This is a genomic window from Faunimonas pinastri, assembly GCF_900110915.1.
GTDB classification, from domain to species: domain Bacteria; phylum Pseudomonadota; class Alphaproteobacteria; order Rhizobiales; family Afifellaceae; genus Faunimonas; species Faunimonas pinastri.
On record NZ_FOFG01000009.1, the window covers coordinates 1 to 20860 of the forward strand.

Here is a 20860-nt window from a genome sequence, read left to right on the forward strand (position 1 = left end):
CATCTCAATCGAGAACAACCAGACCTCAGTGCCGCTAACCGCGCCCCGTCGTCCGGTGTGACGCTGATATAGACAGGGCAGCCGAGGGTGTCAACAAGGCGAAACAGGAAAGCTGGAAAAAAGTTCACATAGTCGAGAAGTTCCTTTTGGATCAGTGACTTGGAAGAAGCGTGTTTCGCACAGGCGGCCTTCCCGCGCGGGCCCCGGCGTTTCACGCCCCGTTCCTCCAGTTCCTCCTGGATGATACCTGCCTGGTCTGCCCCCTGAAAAGTGGTCCTCCCTGAAGTAGGCTTTTGAGCCTTTGGAGGATGTCAGGAATGCCGCGTAAGAAGCACCAGCCGGAAGGGATCGTCGCCAAGCTGAGGCAGGTCGATGTGCTCGTGTCGCAAGGCCGATCGGTTTCGGAGGCAATTCGCACGATCAGTGTGACGCCGTTCACCTACTATCGGTGGCGCAAGGAGTTCGGTGGGCTCAAGTCCGATCAGGTGAAGCGCCTGAAGGACCTGGAGAAGGAGAACGAGCGGCTACGAAAAGCCGTTTCGGACCTGACGCTTGAGAAGCTGATCCTCAAGGAAGCCGCGTCGGGAAACTTCTAAGCCCCGCCCGCCGTCGCCAGTGCATCGACCACGTCATGGTGAAGTTTGGCGTATCGGAGCGGCTGGCGTGTCGGGTCCTGGGGCAGCATCGATCCACCCAACGAAAAGTGCGGAAGGGTCGCGCCGATGAAACGGCGCTGACCGCCGACATCGTCGCGCTCGCGACCAAGTACGGTCGTTATGGCTATCGCCGGATCGCAGCCATGCTGGAGACCTTCGGCTGGGTCGTGAACGTCAAGCGCGTCGAGCGGATCTGGCGACAGGAGGGGCTGAAGGTGCCAGCCAGGCAACCGAAGAAGGGCCGCCTCTGGCTGAACGACGGCTCGTGTGTCCGGCTCCGGCCGGAATATCCCAACCATGTGTGGTCCTACGACTTCGTTGAGGATCGCACCCACAACGGCCGGAAGTTCCGCATGCTGAATGTGATCGACGAGTTCACCCGGGAGTGTATCGCCATCAGGATCGACCGAAAGCTCAAATCCACCGACGTCATCGATGTCCTGTCCGATCTCTTCATCCTGCGCGGCGTGCCTGGGCATGTTCGCTCGGACAATGGCCCCGAGTTCGTCGCCAGGGCGGTGCGGGAGTGGATCACAGCGGTCGGCGCGAAAACGGCGTACATCGAGCCTGGCAGCCCTTGGGAGAATGGCTACTGCGAGAGCTTCAACTCCAAGCTCCGCGATGAACTGCTGAACGGCGAGCTGTTCTATACCCTCGCCGAGGCCAGGATCGTCATCGAGGGCTGGCGCCAGCACTACAACACCCTGCGCCCGCACTCCTCCCTCGGCTACAGACCGCCAGCCCCCGCCGCCGTGGTGTGGCCAAATACGCCAACCCAACCTGCGTCGTCGGCCACCTCAACCATGGCCGACAAGCCCACCATGCATTAGATTCCAACCGGGCCACCTAATGGGGGCAGGCCACAGCCCCGCTGCGGGATTATCGATGTTCGAGCGATGGCATCAGGACCTCCTTAGGCTGGTGCCCCCCTCCTTCGAAACGAGCCGGGCTAGTCCAAACGTCTTCCAGCCTGTTGCTCGCGGGGTCGATTGACTCTCTCGCGCCGCAGAACATAATAGGAACAAATCCATTCGAGCCAGCGAAACCGTGGAGGGGGTTCCTCCGCGAGCGGCGGAGCCATGCCAGAGCAGCCCCCATCCAACCGCCCTGCGGCCAGCAAGCTCGGCCTGACGCTGGCGCAGTCCATCGGCTCGGAGATCGAGCGCCGGCAACGGCGCGCGGGTGAGCCGGCCTATGCCGAACTGCTGAGTGCGTCCAACTTCTCCTTCCTGCATGGCGCTTCGCATCCCGAGGAGCTGGCGGCCGCCGCGGAAACGCTGGAGCTCTCCGGTCTGGTCATTGCGGACCGCAACACGCTGGCCGGCTCGGTACGCGGCCATCTGGCGAGCCGGCAGACCGGAACGCCCTACGCGGTGGGTTCCCGGCTCGTCTTTCGCGACGGGACGCCGGATATCGTGGCCTGGGTGCCCGACCGCGCCTCCTACGGCCGCCTCTGCCGGCTGCTCAGCGCCGGCAATCTGCGCGCGGAAAAGGGCTCCTGCCACCTCGATCTCGCCGATCTCCTGGAATGGGGCGAAGGCCTGCTCCTGGGTGTACTGCCCGGTCAGGCGGTCGATACCCGCCTCGCGCAAACCCTGGGAGCGCTTCGCGATGCCTTTCCCCGCCGCGTCTGGCAGGGCGCAACCATGCTCTACGACGGTCGCGACGCTCGCCGCCTGGCGGAACTCGACGCTCTCGGCCGTCGCACCGCGACGCCGCTGGTGGCGCTTGGCGACACTCTCCACCACGGGCCGGAGCGCCGTCGGCTGCAGGACGTGCTGACCGCGATCCGGTCGCATGTGACGATCGAGGAAGCCGGCCGCCGATTGCAGATCAATGGCGAGCGCCATTTGAAGAGTGCCGCTGAGATGACGCGCCTGTTCCGGGCGATCCCGCAGGCGATGACGGAAACCCTGCGCGTCTTCGACCAGCTTTCCTTCTCGCTGGCGGAGCTGAAATACGAATACCCGGAGGAAACGGCCGGCGAGAGCGCCACCCCCTTCGACGAACTCGTGCGCCTGACGAAGCTCGGGGCGGCCCAACGTTATCCCGCCGGTGTGCCGGACAAGGTGCGCGCCACGATCCGGCACGAACTGAAGCTGGTCCGAGAACTGAAATACGAGGGCTATTTCCTCACCGTGTGGGACATCGTCCGCTTCGCCCGCAGCCAGGGCATCCTCTGCCAGGGTCGCGGCTCGGCCGCCAATTCCGCCGTCTGCTACTGTCTCGGCGTGACGGAGGTGGATCCCGACCGCGCCGATCTCCTGTTCGAGCGCTTCATCTCCCCTGAACGCGGCGAGCCGCCGGATATCGACGTGGATTTCGAGCACCAGCGCCGCGAGGAGGTGATCCAGTATATCTACGGCAAGTACGGCCGCGACCGTGCGGCGCTGGCCGCCACCGTCATCACTTACCGCACGCGCTCGGCCGCGCGCGAGGTAGGCAAGGCCTTCGGGCTCTCGGAGGATTCCGTCGGGGCGCTGGCCGGCAATGTCTGGGGCTGGTCGTCGGACGGGCTCGCCCTGGAGGATGCGCGCCGCGCGGGTCTCGACCCCGCCGACGCCCGCATCGGGCAGGTGATGGAGCTGACGCGCGAGATCGTCGGCTTTCCCCGCCATCTCTCCCAGCATGTCGGCGGCTTCGTGATCACGCGCGGCCGCGTCGACGAGACGGTGCCGGTGCTCCACTCCGCCATGGACGGCCGCACCATCATAGAATGGGACAAGGACGATCTCGACGCGCTCGGCATCCTCAAGATCGATGTGCTGGCGCTCGGCATGCTGAGCGCCATGAAACACGCGCTCAAGCTCCTGGAGACGCATTACGGCAAGCAGCTGACGCTCGCCTCCATCCCGGCCGAAGACCCCGAGGTCTATGACATGATCTGCCGGGCCGATACCCTGGGCGTCTTCCAGATCGAGAGCCGGGCGCAGATGACCATGCTGCCGCGTTTGCGCCCGCGCACCTTCTACGATCTCGTCATCGAGGTGGCGATCGTCCGCCCCGGGCCGATCCAGGGGGACATGGTGCATCCTTATCTGCGCCGGCGTCAGGGGCTGGAAAAGGCGAACTATCCCCGGCCCGCTCCGGAGCACGACCCCATGGAGTTGGAGCAGGTGCTCTCCAAGACGCTGGGCGTCCCGCTTTTCCAGGAGCAGGCGATGAGGATCGCCATCGTGGCCGCGAAGTTCGAGCCCTGGGAGGCCGACAAGCTCCGCCGCGCCATGGCGACGTTCCGCCGGGTCGGCACCATCTCCACCTTTCAGGAGAAGATGGTCGAAGGCATGGCCTCGCGCGGCTACGACCGGGCCTTCGCCGAAAGCTGCTTCCGCCAGATCGAGGGCTTCGGCGAATACGGCTTTCCGGAAAGCCACGCGGCGAGTTTCGCGCTTCTCGTCTACACCTCCGCCTGGATGAAGTGCCATTATCCCGACGTCTTCTGCGCCGCCATGCTGAACGCGCAACCCATGGGCTTCTATGCCCCGGCGCAGCTTGTCCGCGATGCGCGCGAGCACGGCGTGGAGGTGCGCCCCGTCGACATCAATCATTCCGACTGGCTTTCCTCGCTGGAGCCGGAAGCCGGGGGCGCCGCCACCTTGCGCCACCGGGTCGAGGCGCAGCATGCCACCCAGCGCGCGGCGATCCATTCGACCGGCTCCGTCCGACTGGGCTTTCGCCAGATCCGGGGACTGCGCGAGGACGAGGCGGAGCGGCTGGTGAGCGCGCGCGGTGGCGGCTATCGCAGCGTTCGCGAACTCTGGCTGCGCACCGGCCTGATGCGGGCGAGCCTGGAACGGCTGGCGGAAGCCGATGCCTTCCGCTCGGTCGGCCTCGACCGCCGCGCCGCCCTCTGGGAGGTGCGCGCGCTGGATACGAAGAGCGCCGCGGAACGCCTGCCCCTCTTTGAAGCCGTCGCGATGCCTGGCCTGGCGGAGGATGCGGCTCCGGATTACGACGCACCGCCCTTGCAGGCCGAGCCGACGGTGGCACTCCCGGCCATGCCGCTGGGCGAGCATGTGGTGAACGACTATCGCTCGCTGTCGCTGTCGCTGAAGGCGCATCCCGTATCGTTTCTCCGCGACCGTCTGCGGCGGGCGGATATCGTGGAATGCGGCCGACTTCGCGAGATCCGCGGCGGCCGGCATCTGACGGTGGCGGGGCTCGTTCTGGTGCGCCAGCGGCCGGGCACGGCCAAGGGCGTCATCTTCGCCACGCTGGAGGACGAGACGGGCGTCGCCAACGTCATCGTCTGGCCCAAGGTCTTCGAGAAATACCGCGCCGTGGTGATGGGCGCACGCTTCATTGCGGTGACCGGCCGTCTGCAGTCGGAGCAGGGCGTGATCCATCTCGTCGCCGACCAGGTGGAGGACCTTTCGTCGCTCCTTTCCCACCTTTCCGATGAGCCTATCGGGGCGGCCGGCATGGCGCGCGCCGACGAGGTGCGCCGACCCGTGCCAAGCCGCTACCAGAAGGTTTCCACCCGCTCCCGGCTGCAGCAATTGCTGGCCGAGGAACCCGGCGCACGGGCCGAACTGGACGCTCTCGCCCGACAGGCCGGCAGCGTCATGCCCAAGGGCCGCAACTTCCAATAAGGCCGGCGCTGCCCCACAAACGCTTCGCAGGCTAACTTCTTCAACCTGTACTTAGATGCAAAACCGGCTACAACTGGGCTTTTCACGACCTCGGGAACGAACCTTCTATTACCGTCATTTAGTTGGCTATAGACGAGGACGAATGTGACAGAGACAGCGCTAATCATCGGCGGAGCCGGCTTCATCGGCTCCCATCTCGCCCGCGAACTGCTGCAGAACGGCTACAAGGTCCGCGTTCTCGACAATCTCGACCGGCAGGTCCACCCGGAGGGCAAGCGCCCCGATTACCTCGAAGCCGAAGCCGAGCTGATCGTCGGCGACGTGCGCGACCGCGCAGCGGTGAAGACGGCGCTGGAAGGCGTTCAGGTCGTCGTCCATTTCGCCGCGGCCGTCGGCGTCGGCCAGAGCATGTACGCGATCGAGCATTATACCTCGGTCAACGATCTCGGCACCGCGATCCTGCTGGAGGAACTGGCGCAGACCGACGTGCGCCGCCTTCTCGTCGCTTCCTCCATGTCGATCTACGGCGAGGGACTCACCCGCTCCGGCGACAGCTTCGTGGAGCCCGCCGAGCGGCCGCTGGAGCAGCTCAAGGCCGGTCAGTGGGAGCTTCGCGGCCCCGATGGAGAGGCGCTGGAGCCGATCCCGACGCCGGAAAGCAAGCACCCCGCCCTTTCCTCCGTCTACGCGCTGAACAAGTTCAATCAGGAGCGCATGACGCTGATCTTCGGCCGCGCCTATGATCGCGAGGTCGTGGCGATGCGCTTCTTCAACGTCTACGGGCCGGACCAGGCGCTTTCCAACCCCTATACCGGCGTGCTCGCGATCTTCGGCTCGCGCCTGCTCAACAACCGTCCGCCCATGGTCTTCGAGGACGGCCAGCAGCGCCGCGACTTCGTGCATGTGCGCGACGTCGCCCGCGCCTGCCGGCTCGCACTTGAGGCACCCGAGGCCAACGGCCACGTCATCAATGTGGGCTCCGGGCAGAGCCGCTCCATCATGGAGATCGCGCAGGCGCTGGCCGACGCAACGGGAAAGACCGAGCTGACGCCGCACGTCACCGGCAAGTACCGCGCCGGCGACATTCGCCATTGCTTCGCCGATATCTCGCTGGCGGAGAAGCTCCTGGGCTTCAAGCCGCAGGTGCGTTTCGAGGACGGCATCGCCGAACTCGCGGAATGGCTCTCCGGCCAGATCGCCGTCGATTCCGTCGAGGCGGCGACCGAGGAGCTCACCAAGCGGGGCCTCGTCGCCTGATGGCAGCGCCTGTATCACCGAACAAAGCCCCCGGCGCCGCGCCGGGGGAAGGCCGCATCGTCGTCACCGGCGGCGCGGGCTTTCTCGGCTCCAATCTAGTTGCCAACCTTGCGTCGCAGGGTGAGGACGTCCTCATTGTCGACACGCTCGCGCGCCCGCGCGTGGAGGAAAACCTCAACTGGCTGAAGGAGCGGCACGGCAACCGCATCGCCTTCGAGCGCAGCGACGTGCGCGATGCCGGCAAGATGGCCGAGGCGATCCGCGGGGCGAAGGCCGTGGTGCATCTGGCCGCCCAGGTCGCCGTCACCACCAGCGTGACCGATCCCGTCTCCGATTTCGAGATCAATGCGCGCGGCACGCTGAACGTGCTGGAAGCCGTCCGTAACGGTGCGCCGGACGCGCCCGTCCTCTTCGCCTCGACCAACAAGGTCTACGGCAAGCTGATGGACCTCGACGCGATGAAGCAGGAAGGCGAGCGCTACGTGCCGCGCGATCCTGCCTTCGACAAGGGCTTGGACGAGACGACGCCTCTCGCCTTCTACAGCCCCTATGGCTGTTCCAAGGGCGTGGCGGACCAGTATGTGCTGGATTACGGCCGCGTCTACGGGCTGAAGACCGCCGTCTTCCGCATGAGCTGCCTTTACGGGCCGCGCCAGTTCGGCACCGAGGACCAGGGCTGGGTCGCGCATTTCCTGATCGCGGCGCTGACGGGCCGCAAGATCACGCTGTACGGCGACGGATACCAGGTTCGCGACATTCTCTATGTCGACGATGCCGTGAACGCGTATACGCGCGCACTCGCCGATATCGACAGCATGGCCGGGCAGGCCTTCAATCTCGGCGGCGGACCGGCCAACACGGTCAGCCTGCGCGAGCTGCTGTCCTTGATTGCCGACATCACCGGCGTGAAGCCGGTCACCGACTTCGACGAATGGCGGCCGGGCGACCAGCCCTGGTACGTCTCCAACACCGATCACCTGTCCCGCACCTCCGGCTGGCGCGCCGAAACCAGCGTTCGCGACGGCCTGTCCAAGCTGCAGAGCTGGCTCGGCACCGCTTTCGAGGCTCAGGGCGCCGCGAAGCGGGAGCTCCGCGCGTGACCGGCGGACCGGCGACATGACCAGCGAGCCCCGCCGCATCCTGATGACGACGGACAGCGTCGGCGGCGTCTGGACTTACTCGCTCGACCTCTGCCGGGAACTGTCTCGCCGCAACATCGACGTCACGCTGGTGGTGATGGGCGGCAAGCCCAACCGCGAGCAGATGCGCGACGCGGAGTTTCTCTCCAACGTTTCGCTGATCGCGACCGACCTCAAGCTGGAATGGATGCAGGGCGCGGAGGACGATCTGCGGATCGCCGACGAATTGCTGATCGAGCTGGAAGCCGAACGGCAGCCCGACATCGTGCATCTGAACGGCTACCATCATGCCGCGCTGCCCTTTCAAGCGCCGGTGCTCGCCGTCGCGCATTCCTGCGTCACCTCCTGGTTCCGCGCCTGCCGGGCCGAGCCGGTGCCGGCGGAATGGGAGAGGTACGAGCACCGCGTCGGCGAATGCGTACGCGCCGCCGACATGATCGTGGCGCCGACGCACTCGTATTACCGGACCTTCACCGAGCTGCACGGGCAGCCGCGCGCGGGCCGTGTCATCCTGAACGGACGCGATCCCAACCGCTTCGATCCCCGCCGCCAGAAGCACCCGGTGGCACTGGGTTCCGGCCGCCTCTGGGATGAGGCGAAGAACATCTCGCTCCTCTGCAAGGCGGCCGAGGGCCTCCCCTATCCCGTGGCGATCGCCGGGACGGCCTGCCCCCCCGGCAGCAATCGGGCCGAGCTCCAGCCCAACGTCACCGAACTCGGTTTTCTGCCGCCGCCCGACCTTGCCGGCCACATGGCGCGATCGTCCGTCTATGTCGCCCCGGCGCGCTACGAGCCGTTCGGGCTGGGCGTCCTGGAAGCGGCGCTTTCCGCCTGCGCGCTGATCGTCGCCGACATCGGCACCCTGCGCGAACTCTGGGACGGCGCGGCGGTCTTTGTCAGCCCGGACGACGCTGCCGGCCTGCACAATGCCCTGCGCGCGCTCCTGGACGATCCCCGCCGCTGCGAGGAACTCGGGACGCTGGCGCTCGAACGTGGCCGCCATTTCACGGCGGAGCGGATGGCCGAGGGCTATCTCGACGCCTACCGCACGCTCCTCGGCGGCTCGCATCCCCACGTCGGAATGCCGGCCCGGACGCAGGGAGCCCGACTTTGATGGCCCGGATTTTACGGAACGCAGCATGACATCGAACTCCGCATCGAACGCGAGGCTCAACGGATGAAGGTCGTCTTCTTCGTCCATGCCGTCGCCTCCTGCTGGAACAATGGCAACGCCCACTTCCTACGCGGCGTCGTGACCGCGCTGCAGGAAAAGGGACACGAGGTCGTCCTCCACGAGCCTGCCGGCGCCTGGAGCCGAGAGAACCTCATCGCCGACCATGGCGTCGCCGCGCTGGAGCGCTACGCCCGGACGTTTCCCCACATCCAGCCCGCCCTTTATGCGGGCGATCCCGACCTGATCGAGCTTACCGAGGGCGCGGACCTGGTGATCGTCCACGAGTGGAACGAGCCGGACCTCGTCAACCGCCTGGGCCGAATGCGGGCGAACGGCGCGCCGTTCGTGCTGCTCTTCCACGATACGCACCACCGCGCCGCCACCGTGCCCGATGAGATGGCCCGGTTCGATCTCTCCGGCTATGACGGCGTGCTGGCCTTCGGCGCGGCGATCGGCGAGATCTACGAGGAGCGCGGCTGGGCCAGGCGCGTCTGGACCTGGCACGAGGCGGCCGATACCTCGATCTTCTATCCCCGGCAGGCGGGGGAGATCGCAGGCGATCTCGTATGGGTCGGCAATTGGGGCGACGAGGAGCGCTCGGACGAACTTCGCGAGTTCCTGCTGGAACCCTCCTCCGCCCTCGCCCTGACCACGCACATCTACGGCGTCCGCTACCCGCAATATGCGCGGGACGAGTTGAAGCAGCACGGCATCGAATATCGCGGCTTCCTGCCGAACTACGACGCGCCCGATGCCTTCGCCCGCCATCGTTTCACCGTGCATGTGCCGCGCCGGCCCTATGCGCGCGCTCTGCCCGGCATTCCGACGATCCGCGTCTTCGAGGCGCTGGCTTGCGGCATTCCGTTGATCAGCGCCCCCTGGGAGGACACCGAGCAGCTCTTTCCCGCCGGCAGCTATCTCAGGGTTAACAGCGGCGAGGAGATGCGACGCGCCATGCGCGCCGTGCTGGACGATGAGGACCTCGCGGCCTCGCTGCGCGAAACCGGGCTGAAGGCGGTGCTGAACGGCCATACGTGCCGCGATCGCGTCGACCAGCTACTCGAAATCTACTCCACCCTCGCGCCCCGGACGGGTGCGCAGCGCATGCAGGAAGCGGTTTGATGCAGTTCGCCTTTTTCGGCTCCAGTCTCGTCTCGGCCTACTGGAACGGCGCCGCCACCTATTATCGCGGCCTCCTGAAGGCGCTCGCCGCGCGTGGCCATTCGGTCGCCTTCTACGAGCCGGATGCGTTCGAGCGGCAGGCGCATCGCGATATCGACGACCCCGACTGGGCGCGCGTCACTGTGTTCCAGCCGGATGCGGAAGGCCTGCAGCGCTCGCTCGATGCCGCGGCTTCGGCCGACGTGGTGGTCAAGTTCAGCGGCGTCGGCGTGCTCGACCGCGAGTTGGAGCAGGCCGTCGTCGACATGAAGCGGCCAAACCGCACCGTGCTCTTCTGGGACGTGGACGCACCGGCGACGCTCGACAGCATCTTCGCCGACCCCGCCGACCCGCTCCGCCATCAGATCCCGCGCTACGACGCGGTCATGACCTATGGCGGCGGCGAGGCCGTGGTCTCGGCCTACGAGAAGCTCGGGGCCAAGGCCTGCCTGCCGATCTACAACGCCGTCGATCCCGCCACCCATCACCGGGTGGAGCCCGAGGACCGCTTCCGCACCGACCTGGCCTTCCTGGGCAACCGCCTGCCCGACCGCGAGGCGCGCGTGGAAGAGTTCTTCCTGAACCCCGCCGCGAAGCTGCCGGAGCGCCGCTTCCTGCTAGGCGGCAACGGCTGGGCCGACAAGCCGATGTCGTCCAACATCGACTATATCGGCCACGTCTATACCCGTGACCACAACGCGCTGAACTCGTCGGCGCTGGCGGTCCTCAACATCAATCGCGAAAGCATGGCGCGCTACGGGGCTTCCCCGCCGACGCGCATCTTCGAGGCCGCCGGGGCCGCCGCCTGCATCGTCACCGATGCCTGGGAAGGCATCGAGCAGTTCCTGGAACCCGACCGCGAGATCCTGCTCGCCGCGACCGGCGACGAGGTGGCCGCCCATGTCGAGGCGCTCGATCCCGAACGCGCCCGCGCCATCGGCGACGCCGCCTGCCGCCGCGTTCTCGCCGCCCACACCTATTCCCATCGCGCGGAGCAGTTGGAGGCCATCCTGGAAGGCCGAGAGGCGCTGCAGGAGGCGATCTGATGGCGACGATCGCCATCCTCGGCCTGTCCATCACGTCCTCATGGGGCAACGGACACGCAACCACCTATCGCGGGCTGGTGAAGGCGCTGGCGCGGCGCGGGCACGATGTCGTCTTCCTGGAACGCGATGTGCCCTGGTACGCCTCGCATCGCGATCTCGCCGATCCGCCCTATTGCCGGACGCATCTCTACGCCGACCGCGAGGAACTGGATCGTCGCTTCTCCGCGATCGTGCGCGAAGCCGATGCCGTGATCGTCGGCTCCTACGTGCCGGAAGGCGTGGAGGTCGGGAAATGGGCCCTGGCGCGCGCCTCGGGACCCGTCGCCTTCTACGACATCGACACGCCGGTGACCTTGGCCAAGCTCGCGCGCGGCGACGAGGAATATCTGACGGCCGAGCTCATCGGCGCCTACCACCATTACCTGTCGTTCACCGGCGGCCCGACGCTGGACCGGCTGCGCCAACTAGGCAGCCCCGACCCGGTGCCCTTCTACTGCGCCGTGGATCCCGACGTTCACCATCCGCTGGACGTCGCGCGCGACTGGCGGCTCGGCTATCTCGGCACCTATTCGCCCGACCGCCAGCCGACGCTGGAGCGGCTGCTGCTCGCTCCCGCGCGGGACCTTTCGGATGCGCGCTTCGTCGTCGCCGGCCCGCAATATCCCGAAGACACCGCCTGGCCGGAAAACGTCTCCTACATCTGGCACCTGCCGCCCTCGGAGCATGGCGCCTTCTATTGCGGACAGGACTTCACGCTGAACATCACCCGCGCCGACATGCGCGCCGCCGGCTGGTCGCCGAGCGTGCGGCTGTTCGAGGCGGCGGCCTGCGGCGTGCCGGTGATCAGCGACACCTGGGACGGACTTGCCGATTTCTTCGAGCCGGGCCGCGAGATCCTGCTGGCGGAGAGCACAGCCGAGGTCGTGGAATTCCTGAACGATATCGACGAGGCGGGACGGCAGGCGATCGGCGCGGCGGCGCGCGCGGCGGTGCTGCGCTCGCACACCGCCGACCACCGTGCCGAGCAGCTGGAACAGCTCTTCTCGCTCCGCCCCGCCGCTCGATCCGAGAACACGCGGCACCCGGAGCCGGTGTCGTGAGCGCCATCCTGTCCCGGCTAAACTATCAAGGAACAAGGATGATCGCGGAAACGTTCGTGTCCGGCATGAACCGCTCCGTCCCATCCACAAACGCAGCAGAACCCCTGACTGGCGTCTCGCGCCGCCCCGGCGCTACGATCCCTCGGGAACAGCAAGAAGGAACGACGCGATGAAGCGCATTCTGGTCGCCGGCGGAGCGGGCTTCGTAGGCTCCCATCTTTGCGATCGCCTTCTGGCCGAGGGTCATCACGTCATCTGCCTCGACAATCTGCTCACGGGCTCGCACGACAATGTCAGCCATAATCTCGACCACCCGCGGTTCGAGTTCATGGAACATGACATCGTCGAGCCGCTGAAGATTCGCGGCAAGCTCGACGAGATCTACAATCTCGCCTGCCCCGCCTCGCCCGTGCATTACCAGGCGGACCCGCATTACACGGTGATGATCAGCGTCATGGGCGTCTATCACCTGCTCGCGCTGGCGCGGGAAAAGGGCGCCCGCATCCTGCAGGCCTCCACCAGCGAGGTCTATGGCGACCCGCTGAAGCATCCGCAGACGGAAAGCGACAACGGCAACGTCAACTGCACCGGCCCGCGCGCCTGCTACGACGAGGGCAAGCGTTGCGCCGAGGCGATGCTGTTCGATGCGCTGCGACAGCACGGCACGAACATCAAGGTGGCGCGCATCTTCAACACCTACGGCCCGCGCATGCACGAGAAGGACGGACGCGTCGTCTCCAATTTCGCCGTGCAGGTGCTGACGGGGCAGCCGATCACCGTTTATGGCGAGGGGCGGCAGACGCGCTCCTTCTGCTATGTCGACGACCTCGTGGACGGCTTGATGAAGCTGATGAACTCGCCGGACGGCGTGCACGGCCCGGTCAATCTCGGTAATCCCGACGAGGTCACCATTCTGGAATTCGCCCACCGGATCGCCGCCCATGTCGGCGTGGAGGCGGAAATCCTGCTGAAGCCGCTGCCGGTGGATGATCCCCAGCGCCGCCGGCCGGACATCCGCGTCGCCCGGGAAGTTCTGGGCTGGGCGCCTTCCACCGTGCTGGAAGAGGGTCTGTCGCGGACGGTGGATTATTTCCGCGCCAAGCTTAACCGGGAAGATCGGCTTTCGCGCAAGGTGCAGGTGCAGGCGCAGCCGGCTCCGGTCCGCGCTGCCGCCGCGACGGAAGTCGCCGTCTGAAGGTCGCCTGTCCCGGGCGGCCGCTCAGTCGGCTCCCGGGTTCGGGTGACAAACGCTGCGGTTCCCCGCGCGGGAACCGTCGCAGCCGGCGGCCTCTAACCCGGCCAGGATCGGACAATCCGGCCGGCCGTCGCCGTCGCAGGCATCGGCCAGATGCTGCAGCACGTCCGCCATTTCGCGAAGCCGGACGATGCGTCCTTCCAGTTCCGCCAGATGCGTTCGGGCGAGCGCCTTCACCTCAGCGTTGCTGCGTCCCCGGTCGGTCCAGAGCCGCAGCAGCACCCGGATCTGCTCGATCGGAAAGCCGAGGTCGCGCGAATGGCGGATGAAGCGGAGGCGGGAGAGATCCTCGTCCGCATAATCGCGATAGCCGCTGTCGCGCCGATCCGCCGTCGGCACCAGCCCGATCGCCTCGTAGTGCCGGATCATCTTGGCGGATACGCCCGAAGCCCTGGCCGCTTCCCCGATCTGCATGAACGCTCCGAATTCCGTCGCTTGACCTTCCCATGATGGGAAGGTGCAGAACCGGTTTCAACAAGGAAACCGATCATGACGGAAAACATTCCGGACGCCGGCCACTCATGCTGCTCGGCCAAGCACGCCCACCAGGAGCGAAACTCCCAGCCCATGACCGCCACGGACCCGGTCTGCGGGATGGACGTGAACCCGTCCACGGCGAAGCACAGCGCCGAGCACGATGGCGCGGCCTATTATTTCTGCGCGGCAGGCTGCCGGACCAAGTTCCTCGCCGATCCCGACCGCTATCTCGCCAAAGCCGAAGCTCCGGCACACGCCTGCTGCGGCGGACATGGTCACGACGCCGCTGTGGCCGGGGGAAAGGTCAAGGACCCCGTCTGCGGGATGAGCGTCGATCCCGCCACGGCGAAGCACAGCGCGGAGCACGATGGCGCGACCTATTATTTCTGCGCGGCCGGTTGCCGGACCAAGTTCCTCGCCGATCCCGCCCGATACCTGAACCCCCAACTGAGAGCCGAGGCACCGGCCGCAGCGGGCGCGATCTATACCTGTCCCATGCATCCGGAGGTGCGGCAGGAGGGACCCGGCACCTGTCCGATCTGCGGCATGGCGTTGGAACCGGAGACGTTCACCGCCGATGCCGGGCCGAACGAAGAGCTGATCGACATGCGCCGGCGCTTCTGGATCGCGCTGGCGCTCGCCATTCCCGTGATGATCCTCGGCATGGGGAGCCATCTCGGTCTCGACCGGATCATCCCGAACGCGCTTTCCAACTGGGCGCAGCTGGTGCTGGCGACGCCGGTCGTGCTCTGGGCCGGCTGGCCGTTTTTTCAGCGCGGCTGGCAGTCGGTGCGCACCGGCCACCTCAACATGTTCACGCTGATCGCCATCGGCACCGGCATCGCCTGGATCTACAGCGTGGTCGCGACGCTCGCGCCCGGCATCTTCCCGCCCGCCTTCCGCGACATGCATGGCGGGGTGGCCGTGTATTTCGAAGCGGCGGCGATGATCACCGTGCTGGTGCTGCTCGGTCAGGTGCTGGAGCTGCGCGCCCGCGATAACACCAGCAGCGCCATTCGCGGCCTGCTCGACCTCGCGCCGAAGACCGCGCGGCGGCTCAAGCCGGATGGTGGCGACGAGGAAATCGGCCTCGACCATGTCGGCACCGGCGACCGCCTCCGCGTGCGCCCGGGCGAGAAGATCCCCGTCGACGGCTCCGTCGAGGACGGCCGCAGCAACGTCGACGAATCCATGGTCACCGGCGAGTCCATGCCGGTGGAGAAGACAGCCGGCGCTCAGGTCATCGGCGGCACGCTGAACGGCAGCGGCAGTCTCGTCATTCGGGCGGAGAAGATCGGCGCGGAGACCGTGCTCTCGCAGATCGTGCAGCTGGTGGCGCAGGCGCAGCGCAGCCGTGCGCAGATCCAGCGGCTCGCCGACGCCGTCGCCGGCTGGTTCGTTCCGGCCGTGCTCGCCGCGGCGGCCGTCACCTTCGCGATCTGGGCGATCTTCGGCCCGGAGCCACGCTTCTCCTACGCGCTGGTGGCGGCCGTGGCCGTTCTGATAATCGCCTGCCCCTGCGCGCTCGGCCTCGCCACGCCCATGTCGATCATGGTCGGCATCGGGCGGGGAGCGCAGGCGGGCGTTCTGATCCGCAACGCCGAGGCGCTGGAACGGCTGGAGAAAGTCGATACGCTGGTCGTGGACAAGACCGGCACGCTGACGGAGGGCAAGCCGTCGGTCACCGCCATCCTGCCGCTGGCTCCCTTCACCGAAAAGGAACTGCTGCGGCTTGCCGCCAGCGTCGAGCGGGCCAGCCAGCATCCGCTGGGCGAGGCCATCGTGCGCGCGGCGAGCGATCGCGGCATCGCCCTTCCGGACGCGCGGGACTTCGACGCCCCGGCCGGAAAGGGCGCCCGCGCCGTCGTGGACGGCCGAACCGTGCAGATCGGCAATGCCGCCTTCATGGCCGATCTCGGCACGGCGACCGCACGGCTCGACGCCAGGGCCGACGAGCTGCGTCGCGACGGCGCCACCGCCGTCTATGTCGCCGTGGACGGGACGCTTGCCGGAGCGTTCGGCATCGCCGATCCGGTGAAGCAGTCCACCGCCGCCGCCATCGCCGCGCTGAAGGCTCAGGGCCTGCGCGTCGTCATGCTGACCGGCGACAACCGGACCACGGCGGAAGCCGTCGGCCGACGGCTCGGCATCGATGAGATCGAGGCCGAGATCCTGCCCGACGCCAAGGCCCGGGTGGTGGAAAGGCTGCGCGGGGAAGGCCGGGTGGTCGCCATGGCCGGCGACGGCGTCAACGATGCGCCGGCACTGGCCGCCGCCGACGTCGGCATCGCCATGGGCACGGGCACCGACATCGCCATGGAGAGCGCCGGGATCACCCTGCTCAAGGGCGACCTGACCGGCATCGTCCGGGCGCGGCGGCTTTCCCGGCGCACCATGGCGAACATCCGGCAGAACCTGTTCTTCGCCTTCATCTACAACGCGGCCGGCGTGCCCATCGCGGCGGGCATTCTTTACCCCGTCTTCGGTCTCGTCCTGTCGCCGATGATCGCGGCGGCCGCCATGGCGCTCTCGTCGGTCAGCGTCATCAGCAACGCCCTTCGCCTGCGCTCGGTCCCGCTGGACTGAGCGCCATATCCATTCATCAGAGGAGACCAGCAATGAAGATCACGACCATCCTGTCCGCCTTCATCGCGACCGGCGCCCTTGCCCTTCCGGGCATGGCTTCGGCGCAGGGGATGCAGGGCATGCAGCAGGAGGCGGGCAAGACCCAGGCCGCTGCGGCCTCCCCTGCCGACCAGGCCTTCGCCAGGTCGATGCAGAAGATGATGACGAACATGAAGATGAACCCGACGGGTCACCCCGACCACGATTTCGCGACCATGATGATCCCGCATCATCAGGGCGCGATCGACATGGCCGAGGTGGAGCTGAAATACGGCAAGGATCCCGAACTGCGCATGCTCGCCGGGAAGATCGTGGCCTCGCAGAAGCCGGAAGTGGCTGAGCTCAAGGCGTGGCTCGCCAAGCACCCGAAATAGCCGAAACGAGCTCTCCGGCCGGCCGGGTCGGCAGCCGGAGAGCCGGAACCTCAGACGGACTCGACACCCCATTCGTCGCGGGCCTCTGCCGCCGTGCGGTTCAGCACGACCCGGTCGCCCTCGATTCCGCCCACGCTGTCGATGTGGATGAAATGATGCTCGCCGCCGGCGGCCGGATCGGTCTTGGCGAGCTTGATGCGGTCGCCATCCATGTGGTCGACCTTGCCGACATGCTGGTGATCCGAGCCGACCACTTCCATGTGCTCGCGGATTTCGGATGCGTCTGCCATTGGGATCTCCTCTTCGCCCTTGCGCGGCGTGCACGCTCAAACGACCGACCCGAGCCCATGTTCCCGGCGGCCGGCGCTTACTCTCCCGCTTCTTCGGCGGGCCCTTCCACCGGCTCGACCGCTGGCTCGACCACGGGCTCGACCACGGGCTCTACCGCTAGCTCCTGGGGCCAGCGCTGCAGCGCCTCGCGCCCGGGGTCGGTGAGGTCGTAGAGGCCGCGCTCCACCCGGGCGAACCAGCCATAGACGTTGCGAAGCAGGATCTTCGCCGCATCGGGGGCCGCGTCCGGCGCTGCCGCCTTGAGGTCGCGCGGGCGCTTCGGCCCCGTTGCCAGAAGCGCGGCACACGATAGCGCCTGCTGGCGATAGGCGGTCATGACCGGCGCCTTGGTGCCGCCGCCGGCCATCGGGTCGCCGCGCCGGCGGCGGTGCTCGTCCACCAGCCGCGACCGACGCTTGGGATCGCGGCGCGGCATGAGAGCGGCTGGGCTGAGCAGGACCTCCACCTGCCCCGTGGACGTGACGCCCAGGAGCCCGAAACCGAGCCGCCGGCAGAGATTGCGGAAGCGCGCGTCGCTCTCCCGTCCCTTGCCCCGCGCCGACATGCGCGCCGCCAGCCAGACCTCGTCGGAGGCCGCCGCCCGGTCCACGCCCTGCAGCACCAGCTCCATGTTGAAGCTCAGCTTGAGCTCGCAGACCACGACGACCGGCGTTTCTCCGTCGCGGAGCGCCAGCACGTCGCAGCCGCCGATCTCCCCCTTCACCTCGAAGCCGAGCTTCTCCAGAAAGCGTTTGACGGGTGGGTAGAGACTGGTTTCCAACGCTGCTCCTGTTTTCGCGACCTTGGCGGTGGCGGATCGAACGGGCACTGCCGCCGGGTTTCCCGACGAAAACTCTCAGGTTTTCTGCCGGTTCTGTGGGCGGAACTCAATCCGATCTGCACGCTTGAAGCAATCGACAGGCGGTGAAATCGCCCCCTCGCTCACCTTCCAGCACCGGAGCCTGACTTGACCGCACCCGCGTCTCCCGTTCGCTTCGATCCCTCCGTCGAGCAACCCGCCCCGGACGAGGCGGAAACGATCCAGTCGATCCTGGACAGCATGCGGTACGTCGTCGAGACCACCTACAAGGACGGCGGTCACGGGCTGCGCAGCGTGCATGCCAAGAGCCACGGCCTGCTGCAAGGCGAAGTGCGCGTTCTCGGCGGCCTGCCCGCGGTGTTGTCGCAGGGCGTGTTCGCGCAAGCGAAGACATACCCGGTGGTGATGCGCTTCTCCACCAATCCCGGCGATATCCTGGACGACAGCGTTTCTACCCCGCGTGGGCTCGCGATCAAGATGATCGGCGTGGAAGGCGAGCGGCTGCCGGGCTCGGAAGGCGACGCCACGCAGGACTTCGTCATGGTGAACGGCCCCGTGTTCAACGCCTCGACGCCGAAGCAGTTTGCGGGCAACCTCAAGCTGCTCGCTGCCACCACCGACCGGGCGCAGGGCCTGAAGAAGGTCTTCTCGGCCGCCGCGCGCGGGCTGGAATGGGCGCTGGAGGAGGTCGGCACGAAGAGCCCGACGCTCACCGGCCTCGGCGGCCAGCCGGAAACGCACCCGCTTGGCGAAGCCTTCTACACGCAGGTGCCGATCCGCTACGGCAACTACATCGCCAAGCTCTCGATCGCCCCTGTCTCGCCGGAACTGCGCGACCTCAAGGACGCCCCGCTCAACGTCAACGGCAAGCCGAACGGCCTTCGCGACGCGATCGGAGAGTTCTTCGCGGAGCATGGCGGCGAATGGGAGATCCGCGTCCAGCTCTGCACCGACCTGGAGACCATGCCGATCGAGGACGCCTCCGTCCGCTGGCCGGAAGAGGAAAGTCCCTACGTTCCGGTCGCCCGCATCAGCGTTCAGCCGCAGCCGAGCTGGACGGAGGAGCGCTCCCGGACAGTCGATGACGGCTATTCCTTCCGGCCCTGGCACGGGATCGCCGCCCACCAGCCGCTCGGCGGCGTGATGCGCGTCCGCAAGCCCGTCTACGAGGATATCGTGGGCCTTCGATCGAAGCTCAACGGCTGCCCGATCCATGAGCCCGCCCGCCTCGACAAACTGCCGGCCTGAGCCGGCCATCCGATCAGGGGCACGCCATCTGGAGCACGGCCCCGCTCCAACCGAAGCAGGACCCGATGAGTTCGCAAGACGCACAATCCCTCTCGCCGGCGGCCGTGCCGATCCGGCTCACCATCAACGGCACCGAACGCCGGCTCCAGGTGGAGCCGTGGACGACGTTGCTCGATCTCCTGCGCGAGCAGGAAGGGCTGACCGGCTCAAAGAAGGGCTGCGACCACGGCCAGTGCGGCGCCTGCACCGTGCTCATCGACGGCAAGCGGGCGAATTCCTGCCTGGTGCTGGCCGTGGTGAAGGACGGCGCGGAGATCACTACGATCGAGGGGCTCGGCCAGCCCGGAAACCTGCATCCGATGCAGGAAGCCTTCATCGAGCATGACGCCTTCCAGTGCGGCTATTGCACCCCCGGGCAAATCTGCTCGGCCGTCGCCCTCGTGCAGGAAGGCCGCGCCCACACCCGCGAGGAAATCCGCGAATACATGAGCGGCAACATCTGCCGTTGCGGCGCCTACACCAACATCGTCGACGCCATCGAGGACGTGCTCGGGCAGTCTTCCACCCTCAGGGAGGCCGCGGAATGAAGCGCTTCGATTACGTGCGGGCCAACGATGTTGGCGAGGCGGTCGCGGCTTTGGCCGCAAGCCCGGCCGCCAGGATCATCGCCGGCGGCACCAACCTCGTCGACCTCATGAAATACGACGTCGAGACACCCGAGCGCGTCATCGACATCAACCGCCTGCCGCTGAACACGATAGAGGCGACGGAATCCGGGGGCTTGAAGATCGGCGCGCTCGTCAGCAATGCCGACCTCGCCTATGACAGCCGCATCGCCGAGCGCTATCCGCTGCTCTCCAGCGCGCTTCTGGCCGGCGCCTCGCCGCAGCTGCGCAATCTTGCCACGACCGGCGGCAACCTGCTCCAGCGCACCCGCTGCTACTATTTCTACGACACGGGTACGCCCTGCAACAAGCGCGAGCCCGGCTCCGGCTGCCCGGCGATCGAGGGCGTGAACCGCATCCACGCGATCCTCGGCACCAGCGACCAGTGCATCGCCACGCATCCCTCCGACATGTGCGTCGCCATGGCCGCGCTGGACGCGAAGGTGCATGTCATCGGCCCCGGCGGCGAGCGGACGATCGCCTTCGAGGATTTCCACCGACTACCCGGCGACATGCCGGAAAAGGATACCAATCTTCAGCCCGGAGACCTCATCACCGCCGTGGAGCTGCCGGCGGAGGATTTCACCGCCCATCACAGCTACCTCAAGCTGCGCGACCGGCAGTCCTACGCCTTTGCGCTGGTGTCCGTCGCGGCGGCGCTGAAGATCGAGGACGGGCGCATCACCCAGGCGCGGCTGGCGCTCGGCGGTGTCGCCCACAAGCCGTGGCGCGACACCGAAGCCGAGGCGATGCTGAAGAACAGCACTCCCGGCGTGGCAAGCTTCTCGGCCGCCGCCGCCAAGGTGCTGGAGACGGCGCGGGGCTATGGCGAGAACAGCTTCAAGATCGACCTCGCCCGCCGCGCCATCGTGCGCACGCTGAAGCAGGCCGCCGACGGGACGCCGCAGTCCCAGACCGACAAACGCATTCGCTAGGAACCG

General features: G+C 67.1%; 18 protein-coding genes. 14 read left to right on the forward strand and 4 right to left on the reverse strand.

Annotated features, from left to right (window positions below; all coding sequences use genetic code 11):
• On the reverse strand, positions 1 to 215 hold a 215-nt coding region (locus tag BMY25_RS21165), incomplete at its 3' end, for a hypothetical protein (RefSeq protein ID WP_238858307.1).
• A 102-nt stretch (positions 216 to 317) separates the two neighbouring features.
• On the opposite strand from BMY25_RS21165, the gene BMY25_RS12470 reads away from it, so the two are divergent.
• The 9 genes from BMY25_RS12470 to BMY25_RS12510 all read left to right on the forward strand — a co-directional run bounded on the left by BMY25_RS12470 (position 318) and on the right by BMY25_RS12510 (position 13320).
• A protein-coding gene (locus tag BMY25_RS12470; protein WP_092497017.1) for an IS3 family transposase occupies positions 318 to 1486 on the forward strand; the annotation gives its coding sequence in 2 pieces (ribosomal slippage) (positions 318 to 582 and positions 582 to 1486; 1170 coding nt in all).
• A gap of 249 nt (positions 1487 to 1735) precedes the next feature.
• Complete coding sequence (locus BMY25_RS12475; protein WP_092497019.1) at positions 1736 to 5248, forward strand: error-prone DNA polymerase; 3513 nt, start codon at positions 1736 to 1738, stop codon at positions 5246 to 5248.
• A gap of 144 nt (positions 5249 to 5392) precedes the next feature.
• Positions 5393 to 6505 (forward strand): NAD-dependent epimerase/dehydratase family protein, encoded by a 1113-nt coding sequence (locus BMY25_RS12480; RefSeq protein ID WP_092497022.1) that lies wholly within the window; start codon positions 5393 to 5395, stop codon positions 6503 to 6505.
• Positions 6505 to 7605: an NAD-dependent epimerase/dehydratase family protein gene (locus BMY25_RS12485; protein ID WP_092497024.1), complete on the forward strand. Its 1101-nt coding sequence runs from the start codon at positions 6505 to 6507 to the stop codon at positions 7603 to 7605. Before BMY25_RS12480 ends, BMY25_RS12485 begins: the two co-directional genes overlap by 1 nt.
• 16 nt (positions 7606 to 7621) lie before the next feature.
• Complete coding sequence (locus tag BMY25_RS12490; protein ID WP_092497026.1) at positions 7622 to 8758, forward strand: glycosyltransferase family 4 protein; 1137 nt, start codon at positions 7622 to 7624, stop codon at positions 8756 to 8758.
• A 63-nt stretch (positions 8759 to 8821) separates the two neighbouring features.
• Complete coding sequence (locus BMY25_RS12495; protein WP_092497028.1) at positions 8822 to 9940, forward strand: CgeB family protein; 1119 nt, start codon at positions 8822 to 8824, stop codon at positions 9938 to 9940.
• Positions 9940 to 11025: a CgeB family protein gene (locus tag BMY25_RS12500; RefSeq protein WP_092497030.1), complete on the forward strand. Its 1086-nt coding sequence runs from the start codon at positions 9940 to 9942 to the stop codon at positions 11023 to 11025. Before BMY25_RS12495 ends, BMY25_RS12500 begins: the two co-directional genes overlap by 1 nt.
• The gene (locus tag BMY25_RS12505) at positions 11025 to 12125 is read left to right on the forward strand and encodes a CgeB family protein (RefSeq protein ID WP_092497032.1); all 1101 of its coding nucleotides are present in this window, start codon (positions 11025 to 11027) and stop codon (positions 12123 to 12125) included. Before BMY25_RS12500 ends, BMY25_RS12505 begins: the two co-directional genes overlap by 1 nt.
• A 169-nt stretch (positions 12126 to 12294) precedes the next feature.
• Positions 12295 to 13320 (forward strand): UDP-glucuronic acid decarboxylase family protein, encoded by a 1026-nt coding sequence (locus BMY25_RS12510; protein ID WP_092497034.1) that lies wholly within the window; start codon positions 12295 to 12297, stop codon positions 13318 to 13320.
• Between the two features lie 24 nt (positions 13321 to 13344).
• Here the strand turns inward: BMY25_RS12510 and cueR are convergent, their stop codons facing one another.
• Entirely contained in the window at positions 13345 to 13794 is a 450-nt protein-coding gene (gene cueR / locus BMY25_RS12515; protein WP_092497036.1) for a Cu(I)-responsive transcriptional regulator, read from the reverse strand.
• A gap of 180 nt (positions 13795 to 13974) precedes the next feature.
• On the opposite strand from cueR, the gene BMY25_RS12520 reads away from it, so the two are divergent.
• Positions 13975 to 16443: a heavy metal translocating P-type ATPase gene (locus tag BMY25_RS12520; protein WP_238858327.1), complete on the forward strand. Its 2469-nt coding sequence runs from the start codon at positions 13975 to 13977 to the stop codon at positions 16441 to 16443.
• Between the two features lie 32 nt (positions 16444 to 16475).
• On the forward strand, positions 16476 to 16856 hold the full coding sequence (copM, locus tag BMY25_RS12525) for a CopM family metallochaperone (protein WP_092497038.1): 381 nt from the start codon (positions 16476 to 16478) through the stop codon (positions 16854 to 16856).
• A gap of 50 nt (positions 16857 to 16906) precedes the next feature.
• Here the strand turns inward: copM and BMY25_RS12530 are convergent, their stop codons facing one another.
• Positions 16907 to 17146 carry a DUF2171 domain-containing protein gene (locus tag BMY25_RS12530; RefSeq protein ID WP_092497040.1) on the reverse strand — a complete coding sequence of 80 codons (240 nt, stop codon included), beginning with the start codon at positions 17144 to 17146 and terminating at the stop codon, positions 16907 to 16909.
• Positions 17147 to 17223: 77 nt separating this feature from the next.
• Positions 17224 to 17967, reverse strand: a complete 744-nt coding sequence (locus BMY25_RS12535) for a DUF2161 domain-containing phosphodiesterase (RefSeq protein WP_092497043.1) — start codon at positions 17965 to 17967, stop codon at positions 17224 to 17226.
• A 186-nt stretch (positions 17968 to 18153) separates the two neighbouring features.
• On the opposite strand from BMY25_RS12535, the gene BMY25_RS12540 reads away from it, so the two are divergent.
• From BMY25_RS12540 to BMY25_RS12550, 3 genes are all read left to right on the forward strand, one after another.
• Positions 18154 to 19254: a catalase family protein gene (locus BMY25_RS12540; protein WP_092497045.1), complete on the forward strand. Its 1101-nt coding sequence runs from the start codon at positions 18154 to 18156 to the stop codon at positions 19252 to 19254.
• A gap of 65 nt (positions 19255 to 19319) precedes the next feature.
• Positions 19320 to 19841, forward strand: a complete 522-nt coding sequence (locus tag BMY25_RS12545; protein WP_092497047.1) for a (2Fe-2S)-binding protein — start codon at positions 19320 to 19322, stop codon at positions 19839 to 19841.
• A complete protein-coding gene (locus BMY25_RS12550) occupies positions 19838 to 20854 on the forward strand; it encodes an FAD binding domain-containing protein (protein WP_092497049.1) in 1017 nt (338 codons plus the stop codon). Before BMY25_RS12545 ends, BMY25_RS12550 begins: the two co-directional genes overlap by 4 nt.
• Positions 20855 to 20860: the final 6 nt, after the last annotated feature.